This is a genomic window from Mycobacterium sp. Root265, assembly GCF_001428895.1.
Classification (GTDB): Bacteria; Actinomycetota; Actinomycetes; order Mycobacteriales; family Mycobacteriaceae; genus Mycobacterium.
On record NZ_LMJA01000006.1, the window covers coordinates 70941 to 86763 of the forward strand.

At 69.1% G+C, this 15823-nt stretch carries 16 protein-coding genes; 3 read left to right on the forward strand and 13 right to left on the reverse strand.

Going from position 1 to position 15823, the window contains the following annotated elements; all coding sequences use genetic code 11:
• The first annotated feature begins 2 nt into the window (after window positions 1-2).
• Together ASE48_RS08460 and ASE48_RS08465 are read left to right on the forward strand one after the other, a co-directional pair.
• The gene (locus ASE48_RS08460) at window positions 3-1238 is read left to right on the forward strand and encodes a serine hydrolase domain-containing protein (protein ID WP_057166695.1); all 1236 of its coding nucleotides are present in this window, start codon (window positions 3-5) and stop codon (window positions 1236-1238) included.
• A gap of 9 nt (window positions 1239-1247) precedes the next feature.
• Window positions 1248-1976 (forward strand): type 1 glutamine amidotransferase, encoded by a 729-nt coding sequence (locus tag ASE48_RS08465; RefSeq protein ID WP_156409112.1) that lies wholly within the window; start codon window positions 1248-1250, stop codon window positions 1974-1976.
• Here the strand turns inward: ASE48_RS08465 and ASE48_RS08470 are convergent.
• The gene (locus ASE48_RS08470; RefSeq protein ID WP_057166623.1) at window positions 1955-3295 is read right to left on the reverse strand and encodes a TIGR01777 family oxidoreductase; all 1341 of its coding nucleotides are present in this window, start codon (window positions 3293-3295) and stop codon (window positions 1955-1957) included. The genes ASE48_RS08465 and ASE48_RS08470 overlap by 22 nt on opposite strands.
• Before the next feature lie 51 nt (window positions 3296-3346).
• Here ASE48_RS08470 and ASE48_RS08475 point away from each other — a divergent pair, with 51 nt between their 5' ends.
• Window positions 3347-3994: a phosphoribosyltransferase gene (locus ASE48_RS08475; protein ID WP_235570945.1), complete on the forward strand. Its 648-nt coding sequence runs from the start codon at window positions 3347-3349 to the stop codon at window positions 3992-3994.
• Here ASE48_RS08475 and ASE48_RS08480 read toward each other — a convergent pair.
• The 12 genes from ASE48_RS08480 to mraY form a co-directional block, all read right to left on the reverse strand.
• Window positions 3991-4365 (reverse strand): hypothetical protein, encoded by a 375-nt coding sequence (locus ASE48_RS08480; protein ID WP_057166624.1) that lies wholly within the window; start codon window positions 4363-4365, stop codon window positions 3991-3993. The genes ASE48_RS08475 and ASE48_RS08480 overlap by 4 nt on opposite strands.
• A 28-nt stretch (window positions 4366-4393) precedes the next feature.
• Window positions 4394-5224 (reverse strand): DivIVA-like cell division protein Wag31, encoded by an 831-nt coding sequence (wag31, locus tag ASE48_RS08485; RefSeq protein WP_057166625.1) that lies wholly within the window; start codon window positions 5222-5224, stop codon window positions 4394-4396.
• 164 nt (window positions 5225-5388) lie between these two features.
• Window positions 5389-5691, reverse strand: a complete 303-nt coding sequence (locus tag ASE48_RS08490) for a YggT family protein (protein WP_057166626.1) — start codon at window positions 5689-5691, stop codon at window positions 5389-5391.
• A gap of 145 nt (window positions 5692-5836) precedes the next feature.
• Window positions 5837-6481, reverse strand: coding sequence for a cell division protein SepF (locus tag ASE48_RS08495; RefSeq protein ID WP_057166627.1), 645 nt, complete (start codon window positions 6479-6481; stop codon window positions 5837-5839).
• A gap of 64 nt (window positions 6482-6545) precedes the next feature.
• Window positions 6546-7286 (reverse strand): YggS family pyridoxal phosphate-dependent enzyme, encoded by a 741-nt coding sequence (locus ASE48_RS08500; protein ID WP_057166628.1) that lies wholly within the window; start codon window positions 7284-7286, stop codon window positions 6546-6548.
• Window positions 7283-7990 (reverse strand): peptidoglycan editing factor PgeF, encoded by a 708-nt coding sequence (gene pgeF, locus ASE48_RS08505; protein ID WP_057166629.1) that lies wholly within the window; start codon window positions 7988-7990, stop codon window positions 7283-7285. The genes ASE48_RS08500 and pgeF overlap by 4 nt, the downstream gene beginning before the upstream one ends.
• A 6-nt stretch (window positions 7991-7996) precedes the next feature.
• Window positions 7997-9148, reverse strand: a complete 1152-nt coding sequence (gene ftsZ, locus ASE48_RS08510; protein WP_057166630.1) for a cell division protein FtsZ — start codon at window positions 9146-9148, stop codon at window positions 7997-7999.
• A 205-nt stretch (window positions 9149-9353) separates the two neighbouring features.
• Complete coding sequence (locus ASE48_RS08515; protein ID WP_057166631.1) at window positions 9354-10316, reverse strand: cell division protein FtsQ/DivIB; 963 nt, start codon at window positions 10314-10316, stop codon at window positions 9354-9356.
• Complete coding sequence (gene murC, locus ASE48_RS08520) at window positions 10317-11708, reverse strand: UDP-N-acetylmuramate--L-alanine ligase (RefSeq protein WP_057166698.1); 1392 nt, start codon at window positions 11706-11708, stop codon at window positions 10317-10319. It lies immediately after the preceding gene.
• A 32-nt stretch (window positions 11709-11740) separates the two neighbouring features.
• The gene (gene murG / locus ASE48_RS08525; protein ID WP_235570951.1) at window positions 11741-12805 is read right to left on the reverse strand and encodes an undecaprenyldiphospho-muramoylpentapeptide beta-N-acetylglucosaminyltransferase; all 1065 of its coding nucleotides are present in this window, start codon (window positions 12803-12805) and stop codon (window positions 11741-11743) included.
• A 56-nt stretch (window positions 12806-12861) separates the two neighbouring features.
• Window positions 12862-14457 carry a putative lipid II flippase FtsW gene (gene ftsW, locus ASE48_RS08530; RefSeq protein WP_057166633.1) on the reverse strand — a complete coding sequence of 532 codons (1596 nt, stop codon included), beginning with the start codon at window positions 14455-14457 and terminating at the stop codon, window positions 12862-12864.
• A gap of 284 nt (window positions 14458-14741) precedes the next feature.
• The gene (mraY, locus tag ASE48_RS08535; RefSeq protein ID WP_057166634.1) at window positions 14742-15821 is read right to left on the reverse strand and encodes a phospho-N-acetylmuramoyl-pentapeptide-transferase; all 1080 of its coding nucleotides are present in this window, start codon (window positions 15819-15821) and stop codon (window positions 14742-14744) included.
• Window positions 15822-15823 lie beyond the last annotated feature (2 nt).

Below are 15823 nucleotides of genomic sequence, written 5' to 3' on the forward strand. Positions count from 1 at the left end.
GGATGACGGCTACCCGGCGTGCCCTCGGGGCACTGCTCACCCTTGTCGTGTTGACCGGGTGCTCGGCAGGGGCGGGCGAATCACCCGGCCCGGCGCGCAACGATCCCGCCGTGGCCGACGCGGTGACCCGCATCGTGGAGGCGGTGATGGCCCGGGGCCACCTCAAGGCCGTCATCATCCGGGTCACCGAGGACGGACAGGAGGTCCTGACCCGCGCCTTCGGTGAGTCCATGACGGGCGTGCCCGCCACCCCCACCATGCACTTCCGCAACGGCGCGGTGGCGATCTCCTATGTGGCCACGTTGCTGCTGAAGCTGGTCGAGCAGGGCACGGTGAGCCTCGATGACACGCTGTCGACCTGGCTGCCCGACACCCCGCACGCCGACCAGGCGACCCTGGGCCAGCTCGCCCAGATGACCTCCGGGTACGCCGACTACGTGATCGGTAACGAGGAATTTCAGAAAGCCTTCTACGACAATCCCTTCCGACGATGGGAACCCGAGGATCTGCTGCGGTTCGCGACCGCCAAGCCGCTGCACTACCCGCCCGGCACCAACTGGAATTACGCCCACACCAACTACGTGCTGCTCGGGCTGGCACTGGAGAAGGCGACCGGGCGCGCTATGGCGGACCTGCTCGACGATGAGGTGCTCGGCCCGCTCGGACTGACGAACACCGCCAACTCGTTCACCGCCGAGATTCCCGCGCCCGCGCTGCACGCCTTCACCTCCGAGCGCCGGGAGACGCTCGGCATTGCCAGCGGCACAGCGTTTTACGAGGAATCCACCTTCTGGAACCCGTCCTGGACGATCACACACGGAGCCGTGCAGACCACGAACATCTACGACATGGAAGCCGGCGCCGCCGCCATCGGCTCGGGCAGGCTGCTGACCCGCGAGTCCTATCAGACGATGACCGCACCGGACCTGCGCGGAAAGACCACAACCCTGCCGGGCTGCCCCACCTGCGCGCCGCAGACCGAGGGCTACACCTACGGGCTCGGCATCGTCATCTCCGGTGGCTGGCTGCTGCAGAACCCGTTGTTCGCCGGGCAGGCCGGCGTCGCCGCGTACCTGCCTTCGAAGAAGATCGCGATCGCCATCGCGCTCACCTATCTGCCCGACGCGTTCGACGACACCGGCGGCTACCCCAACGAGGCCGAGACGCTGTTCCGCACGGTGGGCGCCGAGCTCGCTCCCGACGACGCTCCCCCGACACCACCGGGTACTCCGAAGTAGATTTGTCGGGTGGCACCGACAGTTCTGTTCCTCTACAACGACCCCATCGCGACCGAGGCGATGCTCGGCGAGGCATTCACCGACGCCGGCTACGACGTGCAGACCTTCGAAGTCGTGCCGTTGTCGCGGACCGCCGACCCGGCGGTGGCCGTCAGCTTTCCCGACCCCACCGCCTTCGACGTCATCGTTCCGCTGGGAGCACGCTGGCCGGTGTACGACGAGGCGCTGAAGTCCACTTGGGTCGGCGCGGAGACCGAACTGGTCCGCGAGGCCGCGGTCGCGGGCATCCCCACCCTCGGCGTCTGCTTCGGCGGGCAGCTGCTGGCGCAGGCCTTCGGCGGCAGTGTCTTCCGCTCGGAGACCCCCGAGATCGGCTGGTACGAACTGGAATCCGATCAGCATGAGGTGATCCCGGCAGGCCCGTGGTTCGAATGGCATTTCGACCGCTGGACGCTACCTCCGGGTGCCACCGAGATCGGGCGGACCCCGGGCGCATCCCAGGCCTTCACACTCGGCCGGTCGGTGGGGTTGCAGTTCCACCCCGAACTGGATCCGGCCCTGCTCGAACTCTGGCTCGATGATGACCGCGAGGCCGGGGAGGCCACGCTGGCCGGCCGCACCCACGACGAATTACGCGCCCGCACAGCCGAATTACACGACGACGCGGCGCGGCGGATCAGACGCCTGGTCCGAGGGTTCCTGACCTATACGGCCCGTCAGCCGTGCCCCAGTTCGTGAGCCAACGCCGCGTCGATGACGGGGCGGCGGAAGGTGTGCCCCAGCCCGTTGAGCTTGGCCGGTATCACCCGCTGATCGGCTTCGGCGAGTTCCTGGGCGCCCTGCGCGCCCAGCAGTAGCTTCGGACCGAAAGAGGGCACCGGAAGCAGCGTCGGCCGGTGCAGCACCCTGCCCAGCGCGGCGGTGTAGTCGTTGTTGCGCACCGGTTCTGGCGCCACGGCGTTCACCGGCCCGGTCAGCCGGTCGTCATACAGCGCGCGATGGTAGACGTCGAGCAGATCGTCGATGCCGATCCAGGACAGCCACTGGGTGCCGCTGCCCAACCGGCCACCCAGACCGGCGGCGAACAGCGGGCGCATCAGTCGCAGGGTGCCGCCGCGCGCCGATTGCACTACACCGGTGCGCACGTTGACGACGCGCAGACCGGCGGCCGCGGCGGGCTCGGTCGCGGCCTCCCAGTCGGCCACCACCTCGGCGAGGAACCCGTCGCCCCGGGTGGCGTCCTCGGTGAGCAGCGAGTCGCCGCACGCGTATCCGTAATAGCCGACGGCCGAGGCACTGACGAAGATCTTCGGGCCGTCGACGACACTCGCAGCGGCCTCGGCGAGCTTGCGGGTGGGCCCGATCCGGCTGTCCCGGATGGCCGCCCGGTGCGAGTCGGTGAACCGCCCCGCGATCGAGGCCCCGGCCAGGTGCACGACGGCGTCCACGCCGGCCAACAGGTCCGGAGCCGGGTTGTCCGGATCCCAGTGGCGCTCATCCGATCCCGCCGGTGTGCCACGCACCAGCCGGATGACCCGGTGAGCACCGGTGCTCAGGAACGCGGTCAGCGCATCACCGACCAGACCGCTGGCGCCGGTCACGGCGATCACCATCGGCGCCAGACCGGCCGCACGGTGCGCGGCGAGGTCCTCGGCCAGCTGGGTGTGCCGGTAAACGAACATCGGGCGCAACGCCGCCGCGGGCACCACCGCGTCGATCCGGTCGTATACCCGGGTGCCGGCGCCCGCCTCGGCGTACTCGTGGGTGTGCCGCCAGGTGCCGATCACCCGGGCCGGCCAGGAGGCCGGGCCGTCGGTGGCGAGCGTGTCGACGAACCGGTGCGGCGGGTCGAACTCCGCGGGTTCGTGCTGGGCCACCCAGCGCAGTCCGCCGGGCAGCCCGAGTATGGCCTGTCCGTCGGCCAGCGAGTCGGTCTCGGCGATCACCGTCATCGGCTGCCACGGCGGTACCAGCCGCCGCATCGCCCCGGGCCGGGTGTGCCAGGCGAAGACCTCGTCAATCGGATGGTCGACGATGCTGTCGTACTCGATACCCATGGACTTCCGTTCCTGGTTGGACCCTGCGGGCCGGGGGGTACCCCAGATCCTGTGAACGAAACGGGCATCCGGTTTCCGAATCGACGCGCAGCGGGGCGCTCGCTGGCCACCGCGCTCGCGCATCACCGCGGCGCGACGGCGACCGTGGTGCTCGGTCTGGCCCGGGGCGGCGTCCCGGTCGGTTTCGAGGTCGCGGCCGCGCTCGGCCTTCCCTTCGATGCCTTTTTGGTCCGCAAGCTCGGCTTGCCGCACTGGCCCGAGCTGGCGATGGGGGCATTGGCCACCGGCGGCGCGGTGGTGCGCAACGCGGATCTGATCCGCAGTCAGGCGATCACCGAGGACCAGCTGCAGGAGGTCATCGAAGCCGAGCGGGTGGAGTTGCGCCGCCGCGAGGCGGCCTACGGTGTCCAGCAGGCACCGGATCTGGCCGGACGCACCGTGATTCTGGTCGACGACGGCATCGCCACCGGCGCGAGCATGCTCGCCGCGGTCCGGGCCGTTCGCGCGGCGGGGGCCGCCGCCGTGGTGGTGGCGGTGCCGGTGGCATCCCGCACGGCATGCCACCTGATCGATGACGAGGTCGACGAGTTGATCTGTGTCGATGCCCCGCCGGACTTCCGCGCGGTGGGGCAGGCCTACGACGATTTCACCCAGACCAGCGACGACGAGGTACGCGCGCTACTGGCCGGACACCGCTAGCTCTTCGGGGTGTCCTCGGGGTCGGGCGAGATCTCGACGGCGCCGCCGGACTCGTTGTCGTTGTCGTCGGCGTCGGTGACCCCGGCGACCTCGGTATCAGCGTCCACGGCCTCGGAGTCGTGGCGATCGGGCTCTGTCACTTCCGGCTCCTCGGGATAGTCCTGGACACCTTGCTCGTCCTCGTCCGCATCGGCGGCATCGACGTCGGGGTCGCCGTCGCGCCGGGAACGCAGCGCATCGGCGATGAGCAACAACACGCCGATGACGCTGGCCCCGATGCAGACCCAGGCGATCAGCTCATTGCTGGTGACGACGGCGGCCACCAGGGCGACCAGACCGATGACAGCTAGAACGAGCGCGATGATCAGCATGGGACGAACTTAACCGGTGCTGAGCCGGTCAGTTGTTACCCCGGTTGAACTGGTTGAAGCCGCCACCCTCGTTACCGGCAGCGGAATCGACCGGTGCCGCCGAACCACGCTGGCCCAGCTCTTCGAGCTGAGATTCCAGGTAGGTCTTGAGGCGGGTGCGGTACTCGCGCTCGAAGGTGCGCAGCTGCTCGAGGCGACCTTCCAGCACGGTGCGCTGCTGGTTGATGGTGCCCATGATCTCCGAGTGCTTGCGCTCGGCGTCGGCCTGCAGGGCGTCGGCCTTCTCCTGCGCCTGACGCAACTGCGTCTCGGAGCGGGTCTGGGCATCGGACAGCAGGGCGTCGGCCTTGGCGCGAGCGTCCGCCACAGTCGTCTCGGCGGTGCTGCGCGCCTCGCTGACCAGGGCGTCGGCCTGGGCGCGGGCATCGGCGAGCAGCTTGTCCGACTCGGCCTTGGCCGTGCCGGTCAGGCGGTCCGCGGTGTCCTGGGCCAGGCTGAGCACCTTGGCCGCCCGCAGATGCGAATCCTCGGAGACCGGGGCCTGCTGCGCCACCGGTGCGACGGGCGCGGGGGCCTCGTACACCGGCTGGACCGGCTCGGGCTCCGGCTCGGGCTGCGGGGCCTGATAGGGCGGGATCGTCTGAGTCGCCTGGATGCCGCCGCCGGAACGTGCACCGGCCAGCTCCGAGTCGAGCTCGGACACCCGCTGACGCAGGTCGGCATTCTCCTCGATGAGCCTGGTCAGCTCGTTCTCGACCAGGTCGAGGAAGGCGTCTACCTCGTCCTCGTTGTAGCCGCGCTTGCCGATCGGCGGCTTACTGAATGCGACGTTGTGAACGTCGGCTGGAGTGAGCGGCATTGTCTGCCCCCTTGAAGTCTGGACCGTCAACCGGTTTCGAAGTGTAGAGCGTCAGTAGAAGTAACTGGCGTCCATCCTGTCACAGCAGACTCTACGGTTGCACCGGAGGCTCATAATTAAGAGCGAATTTCAATGTTCGGGGCGACATGCGGAGACGATCGCGGTCAGATCGTGGCGCTGGCAGCGGCACCGAATGCCAGCTGCATCCCGATGAACGCGACCAGCAACAACACCATGATCGACAGATCGAATCGCACCGCGCCGATGGTGAGCTGCGGGATGATCCGGCGCAGCAGCTTCACCGGCGGATCGGTGACGCTGAGGATGAGCTCGAGCACCACCACGGTGGCACCCTTCGGCTGCCAGTCACGACTGAACGACCGGATGAATTCGACAACGACCCGGGCGATCAGCAGCAGCCAGAAGACGAACAGCACAAAACCCAGGATTTGAAAGACCATCGACAACTGAAGCCGACCTCACTACTGCATACACAGACGGGCAGGTACTAGGGACATTGAGCAGATGGGACGAGCATGCGATCCCAGGACGTCAGCCTACCTGGCGGGCCGAGACGACCTGAGAGACGCAGCGTCGCCACTGCTGATGGCTCTACTGGTAGGAGTAGAAGCCCGCTTCGGCGATTCGGCGGCGCTCGTCGGCGCTGACGTCGATATCGGCAGGCGAGAGCAGGAAGACCTTGGTGGCGACCTTGTCGAAGGAGCCGCGCAGCGCGAACGCCAGGCCGGCGGCGAAGTCGACCAGCCGCTTGGCGTCGGCGTTGTCCATCGACACCAGGTCCATGATCACCGGGGTGCCGTCGCGGAAACGCTCACCGATGGTGCGCGCCTCGCTGTAATCCTTGGGACGCAGCGTGGTGATCTTGGCGAGCGGGCTACCGGCCTCGAACAGTTCGGCCATCCGGCGCGGTTCCATGGCAAGCGCGCCACGGGTCGGCGCGCCTGCGAAACGCGGTGCCGGGCGGTCGAACTCACGCGGTGCGCGCAGCCGGCCCTCGAAGCGCGGGGCATCGCCGTAGCCGCCGCGGTACGCGCCGGGGACGTCCTCGTACTCGCGGGCCGGAACCCGGTCGTCGAACGCCCGGGGCTCGCGGCCGTAACCCTCGTCCTCGAAACGCTCTTCGGCGCCGCGCCGCGGGTACGCACGCGGCCCACGCTCGTCGTCGTAGTACTCATCGTCGTAATCGTCCATCGGCGCCATACCGAAGTAGGCCTTGACCTTGTGCAGAGTGCTCATCGCCTGCCCCTTTAACGACTTGTGTCTGTGTTGTCTGTGATGAAGATGTGACTGGAGTGACTACTCAGGGTGACGTTAGAGGACGTTGCCCCATCAACGCGGTTCCGACACGCACACACGTGGATCCGTATCGGACGGCCGTCTCCATATCCCCCGACATCCCCGCCGAAAGCCCCAGCGGATGGGTGAAGGACCGCTGTACCCGGTCGCGTTCGGCCTGCAGCCGCGCGAACGCGTCCTCGGCTTCCCAGTTCAGCGGTGGGATACCCATCAACCCCGCGAACTCCAGTGCGTCGATGGCATGTGTTGCGGCACATAGCTCGTCGATGAGGTCCGGCTTGTTCACATCCACCCCGCCACGATCGGGATCGCCGTCGAGACTGATCTGCAGATAGACCCGTAGCGGCCGGGTGCGCCCTCCGCCGTCCAACTCCTGCTCGGCGCCTCCCCCGAGCGCGGCGATCAGCCGGGCACTGTCCACCGAATGTGCGGCATAGGCCCAGCGGGCAATCGCGCGCGCCTTGTTGCGCTGGATGTGGCCGACCATGTGCCAGCGGATCTCGTCGGAGGGAAACGCGGAGCGCAGATCGGCGACCTTGCGGGCGGCTTCCTGCTCCCGCGACTCGCCGAACTCGGTACAGCCCAATCGCCGCAGGATGACGACATCGGAGGCGGGGAAGAACTTCGTGATCGGGAGCAGGTCGATATCGCGCACCGGTCGGCCGGCGGCCTCGGCGGCATGGGCCAGCCGGGTCCGCACCGCGGCCAGCGACCCGGCCAGTTCGACATCGCGGTGAGTGCTCATTCCATCCACACCAAGGACGCCAGGCGCCCGGTCGGAGCATCGCGGCGATGACTGAACAGCGCGGTGTCCTCGACGGTGCAGCGGCGATCGATATCGATGGCCTTGACCCCCAGATTCGTGAGCTGTCGGGCGAGCCCGGCGCGGATGTCCAGGCCGGGGGTGCCCTTGGCGGTGCGGCAGCGACTGCCCGGCAGTACGGCGTCCACCTCGGCGGCCATCTCCGCGGGTACCTCATAGTTGCGCCCGCTCACCGCGGGACCCAACAGCACCGAGATATCGGCGACGGAAGCGCCCGCCTTCACCATTTCCTCCACGGTGCGGGGCACGATCCCGATCTGGGCCCCCACCCGGCCCGCGTGCGCGGCGCCGATGACCCCGGCTCGCGCATCGGCCAGCAGCACCGGGACACAGTCCGCGGTCACCACGGCCAGCGCCAGCCCGCGGGTGGTGCTCACCAGCGCATCGGTCTGGTCGACGACGGCGTCTTGCGGGCCGTCGACCACCACGACATTGGCCGAATGCACCTGATTCATCCAGACCACGGCGTCCTCGGCCAGACCGATCGCGGTCGCCAACCGTTTCCGGTTGGCAGCCACCGCGGCCGGGTCATCGCCGACGTGGTCGCCGAGATTGAATGTGTCGAACGGACGTGCCGATACTCCGCCCGCGCGGGTGGTGGTCACGCGCCGAACCCGAACGGGCACGACGGATCAGTGGCGCATGAACGGCGGCACGTCGACGTCGTCGTCGGAGATGCCACCGTCGTCCGGACCGCCGATCTTCACCGTCGCGCCGTTGGTGTGCACCGGGACCGACATGGCGTCGGCGGGCTCGAACACGCTGGAGCGCACCTTGCCGGCCGTACCGGGAGTCACGCCGGCGGCGCCTTCACCGACAACGGGTTTGCGGCTGGGGCCCGTGGTGTCGAATCCGGCGGCGATGACGGTGACCCGGACCTCGTCGCCCAGGGAATCGTCGATCACGGTGCCGAAGATGATGTTGGCCTCGGCGTGGGCGGCTTCCTGCACCAGCGAGGCGGCCTCGTTGATCTCGAACAGTCCGAGGTCGCTGCCACCGGCCACCGACAGCAGCACGCCCTGCGCGCCCTCCATCGAGGCTTCCAGCAGCGGGGAGTTGATGGCGATCTCGGCGGCCTTGAGCGCGCGTCCGTCTCCGCGGGCCGAGCCGATACCCATCAAGGCAGTGCCCGCGCCACTCATCACACCCTTGACGTCGGCGAAGTCGACGTTGATCAGACCCGGGGTGGTGATCAGGTCGGTGATGCCCTGGACGCCGTTGAGCAGCACCTCGTCGGCGCTGCGGAACGCGTCCATCAGCGAGACGGCGGCGTCGCCCATCTGCAGCAGCCGGTCATTGGGGATGACGATCAGGGTGTCGCAGCTTTCGCGCAGCGCGGTGATCCCGGTCTCGGCCTGGTTGGACCGGCGCTTGCCCTCGAAGGAGAACGGCCGCGTCACGACGCCGACGGTCAACGCACCCATCTTGCGCGCAATGCTGGCGACCACGGGTGCGCCACCGGTGCCGGTGCCGCCGCCTTCTCCTGCGGTCACGAAGACCATGTCCGCGCCGCGGATCAGTTCCTCGATATCGTCCTTGGCGTCTTCGGCGGCCTTGCGGCCGACCTCGGGGTCGGCGCCGGCGCCAAGGCCACGGGTGGAGTCGCGACCGACGTCGAGCTTGACGTCGGCATCGCTCATCAACAACGCCTGAGCGTCGGTGTTGATGGCAATGAACTCCACTCCCTTCAGGCCTTGTTCGATCATCCGGTTGACGGCGTTGACGCCGCCGCCGCCGATGCCGACCACCTTGATAACGGCGAGGTAGTTATGCGGGGGGGTCATCGCGGGTCGCCCTTTCCTGCCCTGAAGTATCGATGTCGGTGTGCGAAACCCTCAACCTCAACCATAGGCTTAGAGTTATGTCAAGTAGTTCCGCGCAAACAGAACGGTAGGGCGACCCGGCGCAGGAACACTGCAGGCGCGCCGACACGACGCGACAATTTCTCTGGCTCTGCGCGCCGTGTCCTCTTGCCGCGCGCGGCGTGTCCTACTTGACGGTCGGCAGATCCGGGCTGGAGACGTCGTAGACCTGCCCGGGCTGGGTGAGCAGCGCCGCCAACTTGAGCGCCTTCTCCTGGGTGCGATCGGTGGTGCCCCACACCACTTTCCGGCCGTCGAACAGGATCAGTGTGATGGCCGCCACCGAGGGCGCCTCGACCCGGCTCACCTGACCCGCCACCTCCGGCGGCAGTGAGGTGAGCACCTCGAGGGCCGCCTCGGTCGCCGGATCGCTGGGCCCCGGTGCCTCGGTGTCGATATAGGGCAGGCCGGGCGGCGGCGGGGCGGTCACGAAATCGACGCCGTCCTTGTCGAACAGGTGCGGACCGTCGGGATAGTCCTTGACCACCAACGGAATCCGCTCCTCGACGGTGATACGCAGCGTTGAGGGGTACTCGCGCTGCACCCGGGCGCTGGCCACCCGCCGGATGGAGGCCACCCGCTCGGCCACCGCATCGGTGTTGACCTGCAGCAAGGGTGTCCCCGACGGCACGGCCGCGGCCTGCCGGATCTCCTCCTCGGTGAGGGCGGTCAGGCCGGTGACCACGGTCGCGCGCGCCGACATGATCGGCGTGAAGTACAGCAGCAGGCCGGCGCCGACGATCAGCACGGCGAGCAACGCCGACCACATCAGCACCTTCAGACCGCGGATCACCCCGCGACTGTTCGGTGCCGGCTGTTCCTCGGTGCGCCCGAAGGCGCGCCGCTTGGCCTCGCGACGGTTCTGCTCGATGGCCATGGCGCGTGCCTGCGCGGTGCGGCGTTCCTCGCGTTCCCGCCGGGCGCGGCGGCGCGGCCCCTCGAAGTCCTCGTCGGGCTCGGCGCCCTGCTCGGGAGACTCGGTGTCCGCGGCGGGCGGGGCGTCCTCGACGGGCGCTGCCGTCTCGTCGGCGGCTACCCCGTCAGCCGAGGTGGTTTCGGGCTCGTCCTGCCCGTCGGCCGGGCCGGTCATCTAGCGCGCCGCCCGGTCGGCACGCGCAGTCACGGCGTCCAGGATCTCGCGGCCCAGCAGGGTGACATCGCCGGCGCCCATCGTCACCACCACGTCACCCGGTCCGGCAGCGGCCGCCACCTTCTCGGCGACCGCCGAGAAATCCGGCACGTAGTGCACCGGCACGCTGACATGCTCGGCGATGCTGCGCCCGCTGATTCCGGCGATCGGCTGCTCGCGCGCCGCGAAGACGTCCAACACGAACACCTCATCGGCCGCACTCAGCGCCGCGCCGAACTCGCGCGCGAAAGTCTGTGTGCGCGAATACAGATGCGGCTGGAAGACGACGATGGCGCGGCCCTGCGATTCGGCGGCCAGCGTGCGCACCGCGGACAACGCGGCCGACACCTTCGTCGGATGATGGGCGTAATCGTCGAACACCTTGACCTCGGCCGCCACACCGACCAGTTCGAACCGGCGGCGCACACCCTCGAACTCGGCCAGCGCGTCGAGCACGACGTCGGGATCGGCGCCGGCCTGCATCGCAGCCAGCAGCGCGCCCAGCGCATTGAGCGCCATGTGCCGGCCGGGCACCGACAGCCGCATGGTCCGCGGGCCGCTCTCCCCCGCCAACTGCACCGTCGCCACCGCGCTGGTGCCGTGTTGCTCCCAGTCCAGCAGGGCTCCGGCCAGGTCATCGCCGGCACTGCCGTAACGCAGCACCCGGATACCCAGGGCCGCAGTGCGTCCGGCGAGTGCGGCGGCGCCTGGATCATCGACGCAGGCAACCAGGGCGCCGCCGGGCGTCAGGCGCTCCATGAAGGCGTCGAACACGTCGACATAGGCCTGCTCGCTGCCGAAGAAGTCGAGATGGTCGGCCTCGATATTGGTCACCACGGCGATATCGGGCTGGTACTGCACCAGCGATCCGTCGCTCTCGTCGGCCTCGGCGACGAAGTAGGCGCCGCTGCCGTGGTGCGCGTTGGTGCCGGCCGCGCCGAGATCCCCGCCGACGGCGAACGACGGGTCGAATCCGCTGTGCTGTAACGCCACGATCAGCATCGAGGTCGTGGTCGTCTTGCCGGCCGTCCCGGTGACCATCAGCGTGGTGTCACCGGCCATCAGTTTGGCCAGCACCACCGGGCGCAGGATCACCGGGATACCCCGGCGGCGCGCCTCGACGAGTTCGGGATTGGTCTTCGGGATCGCCGCGTGCGTGGTCACCACCGCGGTCGGACCGCCGTCGAGCATGTCCAGCGCCGAACCGTCGTGCCCGATCCGGATCACGGCGCCACGGGCCCGCAGCGCCGCGACACCCCGGGACTCCTTGGCATCCGAGCCCGAGACCTGCCCCCCGCGGTCGAGCAGGATGCGGGCGATACCGGACATCCCGGCACCGCCGATGCCCACCATGTGCACGCGCTGCAGCTCCGGCGGTAACCCTTTCACCGCACTGACTTTCGGTTCGCGCGGAACTGGCGCGCCACCTCCAGCGCCACCTCGGCCACCCGGCGGGCGGCGTCGCGGTGCCCGGCCAGCGCGGCGGCCGCCGTCATCTGCTGCAGGCGGTCGGGATCGGCCAGCACCGAGGCCACGGTGTCGGCGATCAGGGACGGTGACAGGTCGGCGTCATCGATCAGCAGACCGCCGCCGGCGTCGACCACCGGCAGCGCATTGAGGCGTTGTTCGCCGTTGCCGATGGGCAGTGGGACGTAGACGGCGGGCAGGCCGATGGCGCTGACCTCGGCCACCGTCATCGCGCCCGACCGGCAGATGGCCAGATCGGCGGCGGCGTAGGCCAGGTCCATCCGGTCCAGGTAGGGCACCGCGACATAGGGCGGCCCCGAAGGTTCGGGCAGCTCGAGGGTGTTCTTCGGACCATGTGCGTGCAGCACCGAAATACCCTTGGCGGCAAGTGCGCCCGCCGCGCCGGAGACCGCACGGTTGATCGACTGCGCGCCCTGGGATCCCCCGAACACCAGCAGCACGCGGGCGTCCTCGGCGAAGCCGAACGCGGCTCGCGCCTGCGCGCGCAGGGCGGCGCGGTCCAGTGCGGTGATGCTGGCGCGCACCGGCACCCCGACCACCTCGACGGCGCCGAGGCCCGGATCCGGTGTCGCGGCCAGCACCCGCTGCGCGGAACGCGCGCCCAGGCGGTTGGCCCAGCCGGCGCTGGCGTTGGCCTCGTGGATCACCACGGGCACCCGGGACCGGCGCAGGCCGGGCCGGGCGGCGAGGTAGGCGGGCACCGAGACGTAGCCGCCGAAACCGATGACGACGTCGACATCCACCGAGTCGAACACCGCTCTGGTCTGCCGGACCGCGGTGCGCACCCGCAGCGGCAGCCGCAACAGATCGGCCGACGGCTTGCGTGGCAGTGGCACCGGGGTGATGAGCTGCAGGTCGTAGCCGCGCTCAGGGACCAGGCGGGTTTCCAGGCCGCGCGCAGTGCCCAGCGCGGTGATCCGTACCTGTGGGTCCAACTCGGTCAGTGCATCGGCCACGGCCATCGCGGGTTCGACGTGTCCCGCCGTGCCGCCCCCCGCCAGAACGACCGATATCGTGCTCACCCGTAACGCTGACCTTCCAATGACCGGGCACGTCCCTGTTGGCCACGCCCCTGGCGGCCGTTTCGGCCGTCTCCATGATGCCCTGCGCGCCGTGCCGCCCGTTCGCCCGGTTGGGCAGTGCGGCGTGGGTCGGCCGCCGGGGCCTTGCGGGGCTGCTTGGTCTTGGCCTTTGCCGGTGCCTTCTTGACGGCCTTGCCAGGGGTCTTGGCCTCCTTGGTGCGCAGCCGGTCGCGGGCCACTTCGAGGCGGCTGGGCACATACGGCACCGGCGGCGGCAGCCGCAGCAACCGGGTGACGCGGTCATCGCGGCCGGCGCGCAGCGCGGCCACCGCCTCGGGTTCGTGTCTGGCCGCGTTGGTGATCACGCCGAGGATGAGCATCGTTGTCGCCGTGGAGGTGCCGCCGGCGGAGATCAGGGGCAGCTGCAGGCCGGTCACCGGCAGCAGGCCCACCACGTAGCCGACGTTGATGAAGGCCTGACCGATCACCCACAGCGTCACCGTGGCGGTGAGCAGACGCAGGAACGGATCGGCGGAGCGGCGGGCGATCCGCATCCCGGTGTAGGCGAACAGGCCGAACAGGCACAACACGCCGGCGGCACCGATGTAGCCGAGTTCCTCGCCGATGATGGCGAAGATGAAGTCGTTGTGGGCGTTGGGCAGGTAGTTGTACTTGGCGGTGCCCTGTCCCAGGCCGTCGCCGAACAATCCGCCGTTGGCCAGCGCGTAGCGGGCTTGGCGGGCCTGGTATCCCGAGCCCTGGCCGTCCGCCATCGGGTTGAGCCAGGATTGCACGCGGGCCGAGCGGTACCCGGCGGACACCGCGAGGATGCCGGCGGCGATCACCGCGCCGGACACCGTGCTGACGAACAACTTCAGCGGCAGACCTGCGTACCAGAGCAGGCCGAGCAGGATGATGCTCAGTGACACCGACTGCCCGAGGTCGGGCTGCATGAAGATCAGGGTCAGCGCCAGCCCCGCGGCGGGCAACAGGGGCACCAGCATCTGGCGCAGCGTCGCCTGCTCCATCCGGCGGGCGGCCAGCAGGTGCGCACCCCAGATGGCGAAGGCCATCTTGGCCAGCTCCGACGGCTGCATGGAAAACCCGCCGAACACGAACCAGCCACGGGAACCGTTGGCGATCTTGCCGATTCCGGGGATGAGCACCAGGACAAGCAGGATGATGGTGAACACGAACGCGGGCAACGCCAGCCTGCGCATGATCCTGATCGGCATGCGCAACGCGATGTAGAAGGCCACCAGGCCGACCAGGGTCCACACCACCTGCTTCAGGAACACCGTCCACGGTGAGCCGCCGGAGTCATACGAATAGACCCCCGATGCGGACAGCACCATGATCAGTCCGAGCGTGACCAGGATGGATGCCACCGCGATGATGAGGTGGAACGACGTCATCGGCCGGCTCAGCCAGGCACCGAACCGGGTACGCGGTTGTTCGGCGGCGGCGACGGTGGCGGGTTTCTTGGCGGCGGTCGCCGTGTCGGACGTGGCCTTCGTGTCGGACGTGGCCTTCGTGTCGGACTTCCCGGGACGGCGCAACCGCGACCGCGCCGCGGTCAGAAGATTGTTCACCCGCCACTCACAAGAGTCACAGGCGTCACGCCAGCCCCAGTAGTCCCCTGCACCCCAGAATCCTCCCCCGTCCCGCGCCGGAGGGCGCGGATATCTGGGGCGTGTCGCGGTAACGGTCCGATTGACGGTGGTCAGCTAATCCAGGAAACGCAAAGCGGCCGCCGTGACGGCGGCAAAAGCAGTCGTTTCAGGTGTCTCGGCGAAATCGCCACGACTGAGCGGCTAAGCGCCGACGCCGGCCGCACCGCGGCGCCTAAGCGCCGACGCCGGCCGCACCGCGGCGCCTAAGCGCCGACGATCGAAAGCCATTCGCCGTAGAACAGCGCCACACCCAGACCACACGCGATCGCGGTGAGCAGCCAGAACCGGATGATCACCGTGGTCTCCGCCCAGCCCACCAGTTCGAAGTGGTGGTGGAACGGCGCCATCCGGAACACCCGGCGCCCGGTGGTCCGGAACGCCAGGATCTGCACCACCACCGAGGTCACCTCGGCGACGAAGAGCGCACCCAGCACCACGGCCAGGATCTCGGTGCGACTGGTCACCGACAGCCCAGCGATGATGCCGCCCAGCGCCAGCGACCCGGTGTCCCCCATGAAGATCTTGGCCGGGGCCGCGTTCCACCACAGGAAGCCGATGCAGGCGCCCGCCGTCGCGGCGGCCACCAGCGCGAGATCGAGCGGGTCACGCACGTTGTAGCAGCCGAGTCCCGGGCTGGTCGCACACGCATTGCGGTACTGCCAGAAGGTGATGAGCACGTAGGCGGCGCTGACCATCGCCATCGCGCCCGCGGCCAGCCCGTCGAGCCCGTCGGTCAGGTTCACCGCGTTGGACCAGGCGCTGACGAGCACCACCACGAACACCACGAACACCAGCGGGGCCAGCGTGACGGTGGCGATCTCGCGCACGTAGGACAGCTGCGCGCTGCCCGGCGTCAACCCCTCGGCATTGCTGAACTGCAGCACCAGCACGCCGAACAGCACCGCAGCGGACAGTTGCCCGACGGTCTTGGCCGTCTTGTTCAGGCCCAGGTTGCGGGACCGGCGGATCTTGATCGAGTCGTCGATGAAGCCGACAATGGCCAGCGCGGTGGCCAGGCCGAGCACCAGCACACCGGAGGCCGAGGGCCCTTCGCCGTCGAAGGCCAGGCCCACCAGGTGGGTGCCCAGGTAACCGGCCCAGATGCCGCTGATGATCGCCACCCCGCCCATCGACGGCGTGCCGCGCTTCTTCTGATGGCTGGGTGGACCGTCCTCACGGATCTCCTGGCCGAATCCCTGCTTGGTGAACAGCCGGATCAGCACCGGCGTCAGGATGATCGACACCGCGAGCGCGATGGCGACCGCGAAAAGGACCTGCTTCACCG

Coding starts and splice junctions, on each gene's coding strand:
- ftsZ (WP_057166630.1), bottom strand. CDS start 9,148: ATGACCCCCCCGCATAACTACCTCGCCGTTATCAAGGTGGTCGGCATC.
- ASE48_RS08515 (WP_057166631.1), bottom strand. CDS start 10,316: ATGACCGGCCCGGCCGACGGGCAGGACGAGCCCGAAACCACCTCGGCT.
- ASE48_RS08470 (WP_057166623.1), bottom strand. CDS start 3,295: ATGGGTATCGAGTACGACAGCATCGTCGACCATCCGATTGACGAGGTC.
- murG (WP_235570951.1), bottom strand. CDS start 12,805: ATGGCCGTGGCCGATGCACTGACCGAGTTGGACCCACAGGTACGGATC.
- murC (WP_057166698.1), bottom strand. CDS start 11,708: ATGGTGGGCATCGGCGGTGCCGGGATGTCCGGTATCGCCCGCATCCTG.
- ASE48_RS08460 (WP_057166695.1), top strand. CDS start 3: ATGACGGCTACCCGGCGTGCCCTCGGGGCACTGCTCACCCTTGTCGTG.
- ASE48_RS08495 (WP_057166627.1), bottom strand. CDS start 6,481: ATGAGCACTCTGCACAAGGTCAAGGCCTACTTCGGTATGGCGCCGATG.
- ASE48_RS08480 (WP_057166624.1), bottom strand. CDS start 4,365: ATGCTGATCATCGCGCTCGTTCTAGCTGTCATCGGTCTGGTCGCCCTG.
- ASE48_RS08500 (WP_057166628.1), bottom strand. CDS start 7,286: ATGAGCACTCACCGCGATGTCGAACTGGCCGGGTCGCTGGCCGCGGTG.
- wag31 (WP_057166625.1), bottom strand. CDS start 5,224: ATGCCGCTCACTCCAGCCGACGTTCACAACGTCGCATTCAGTAAGCCG.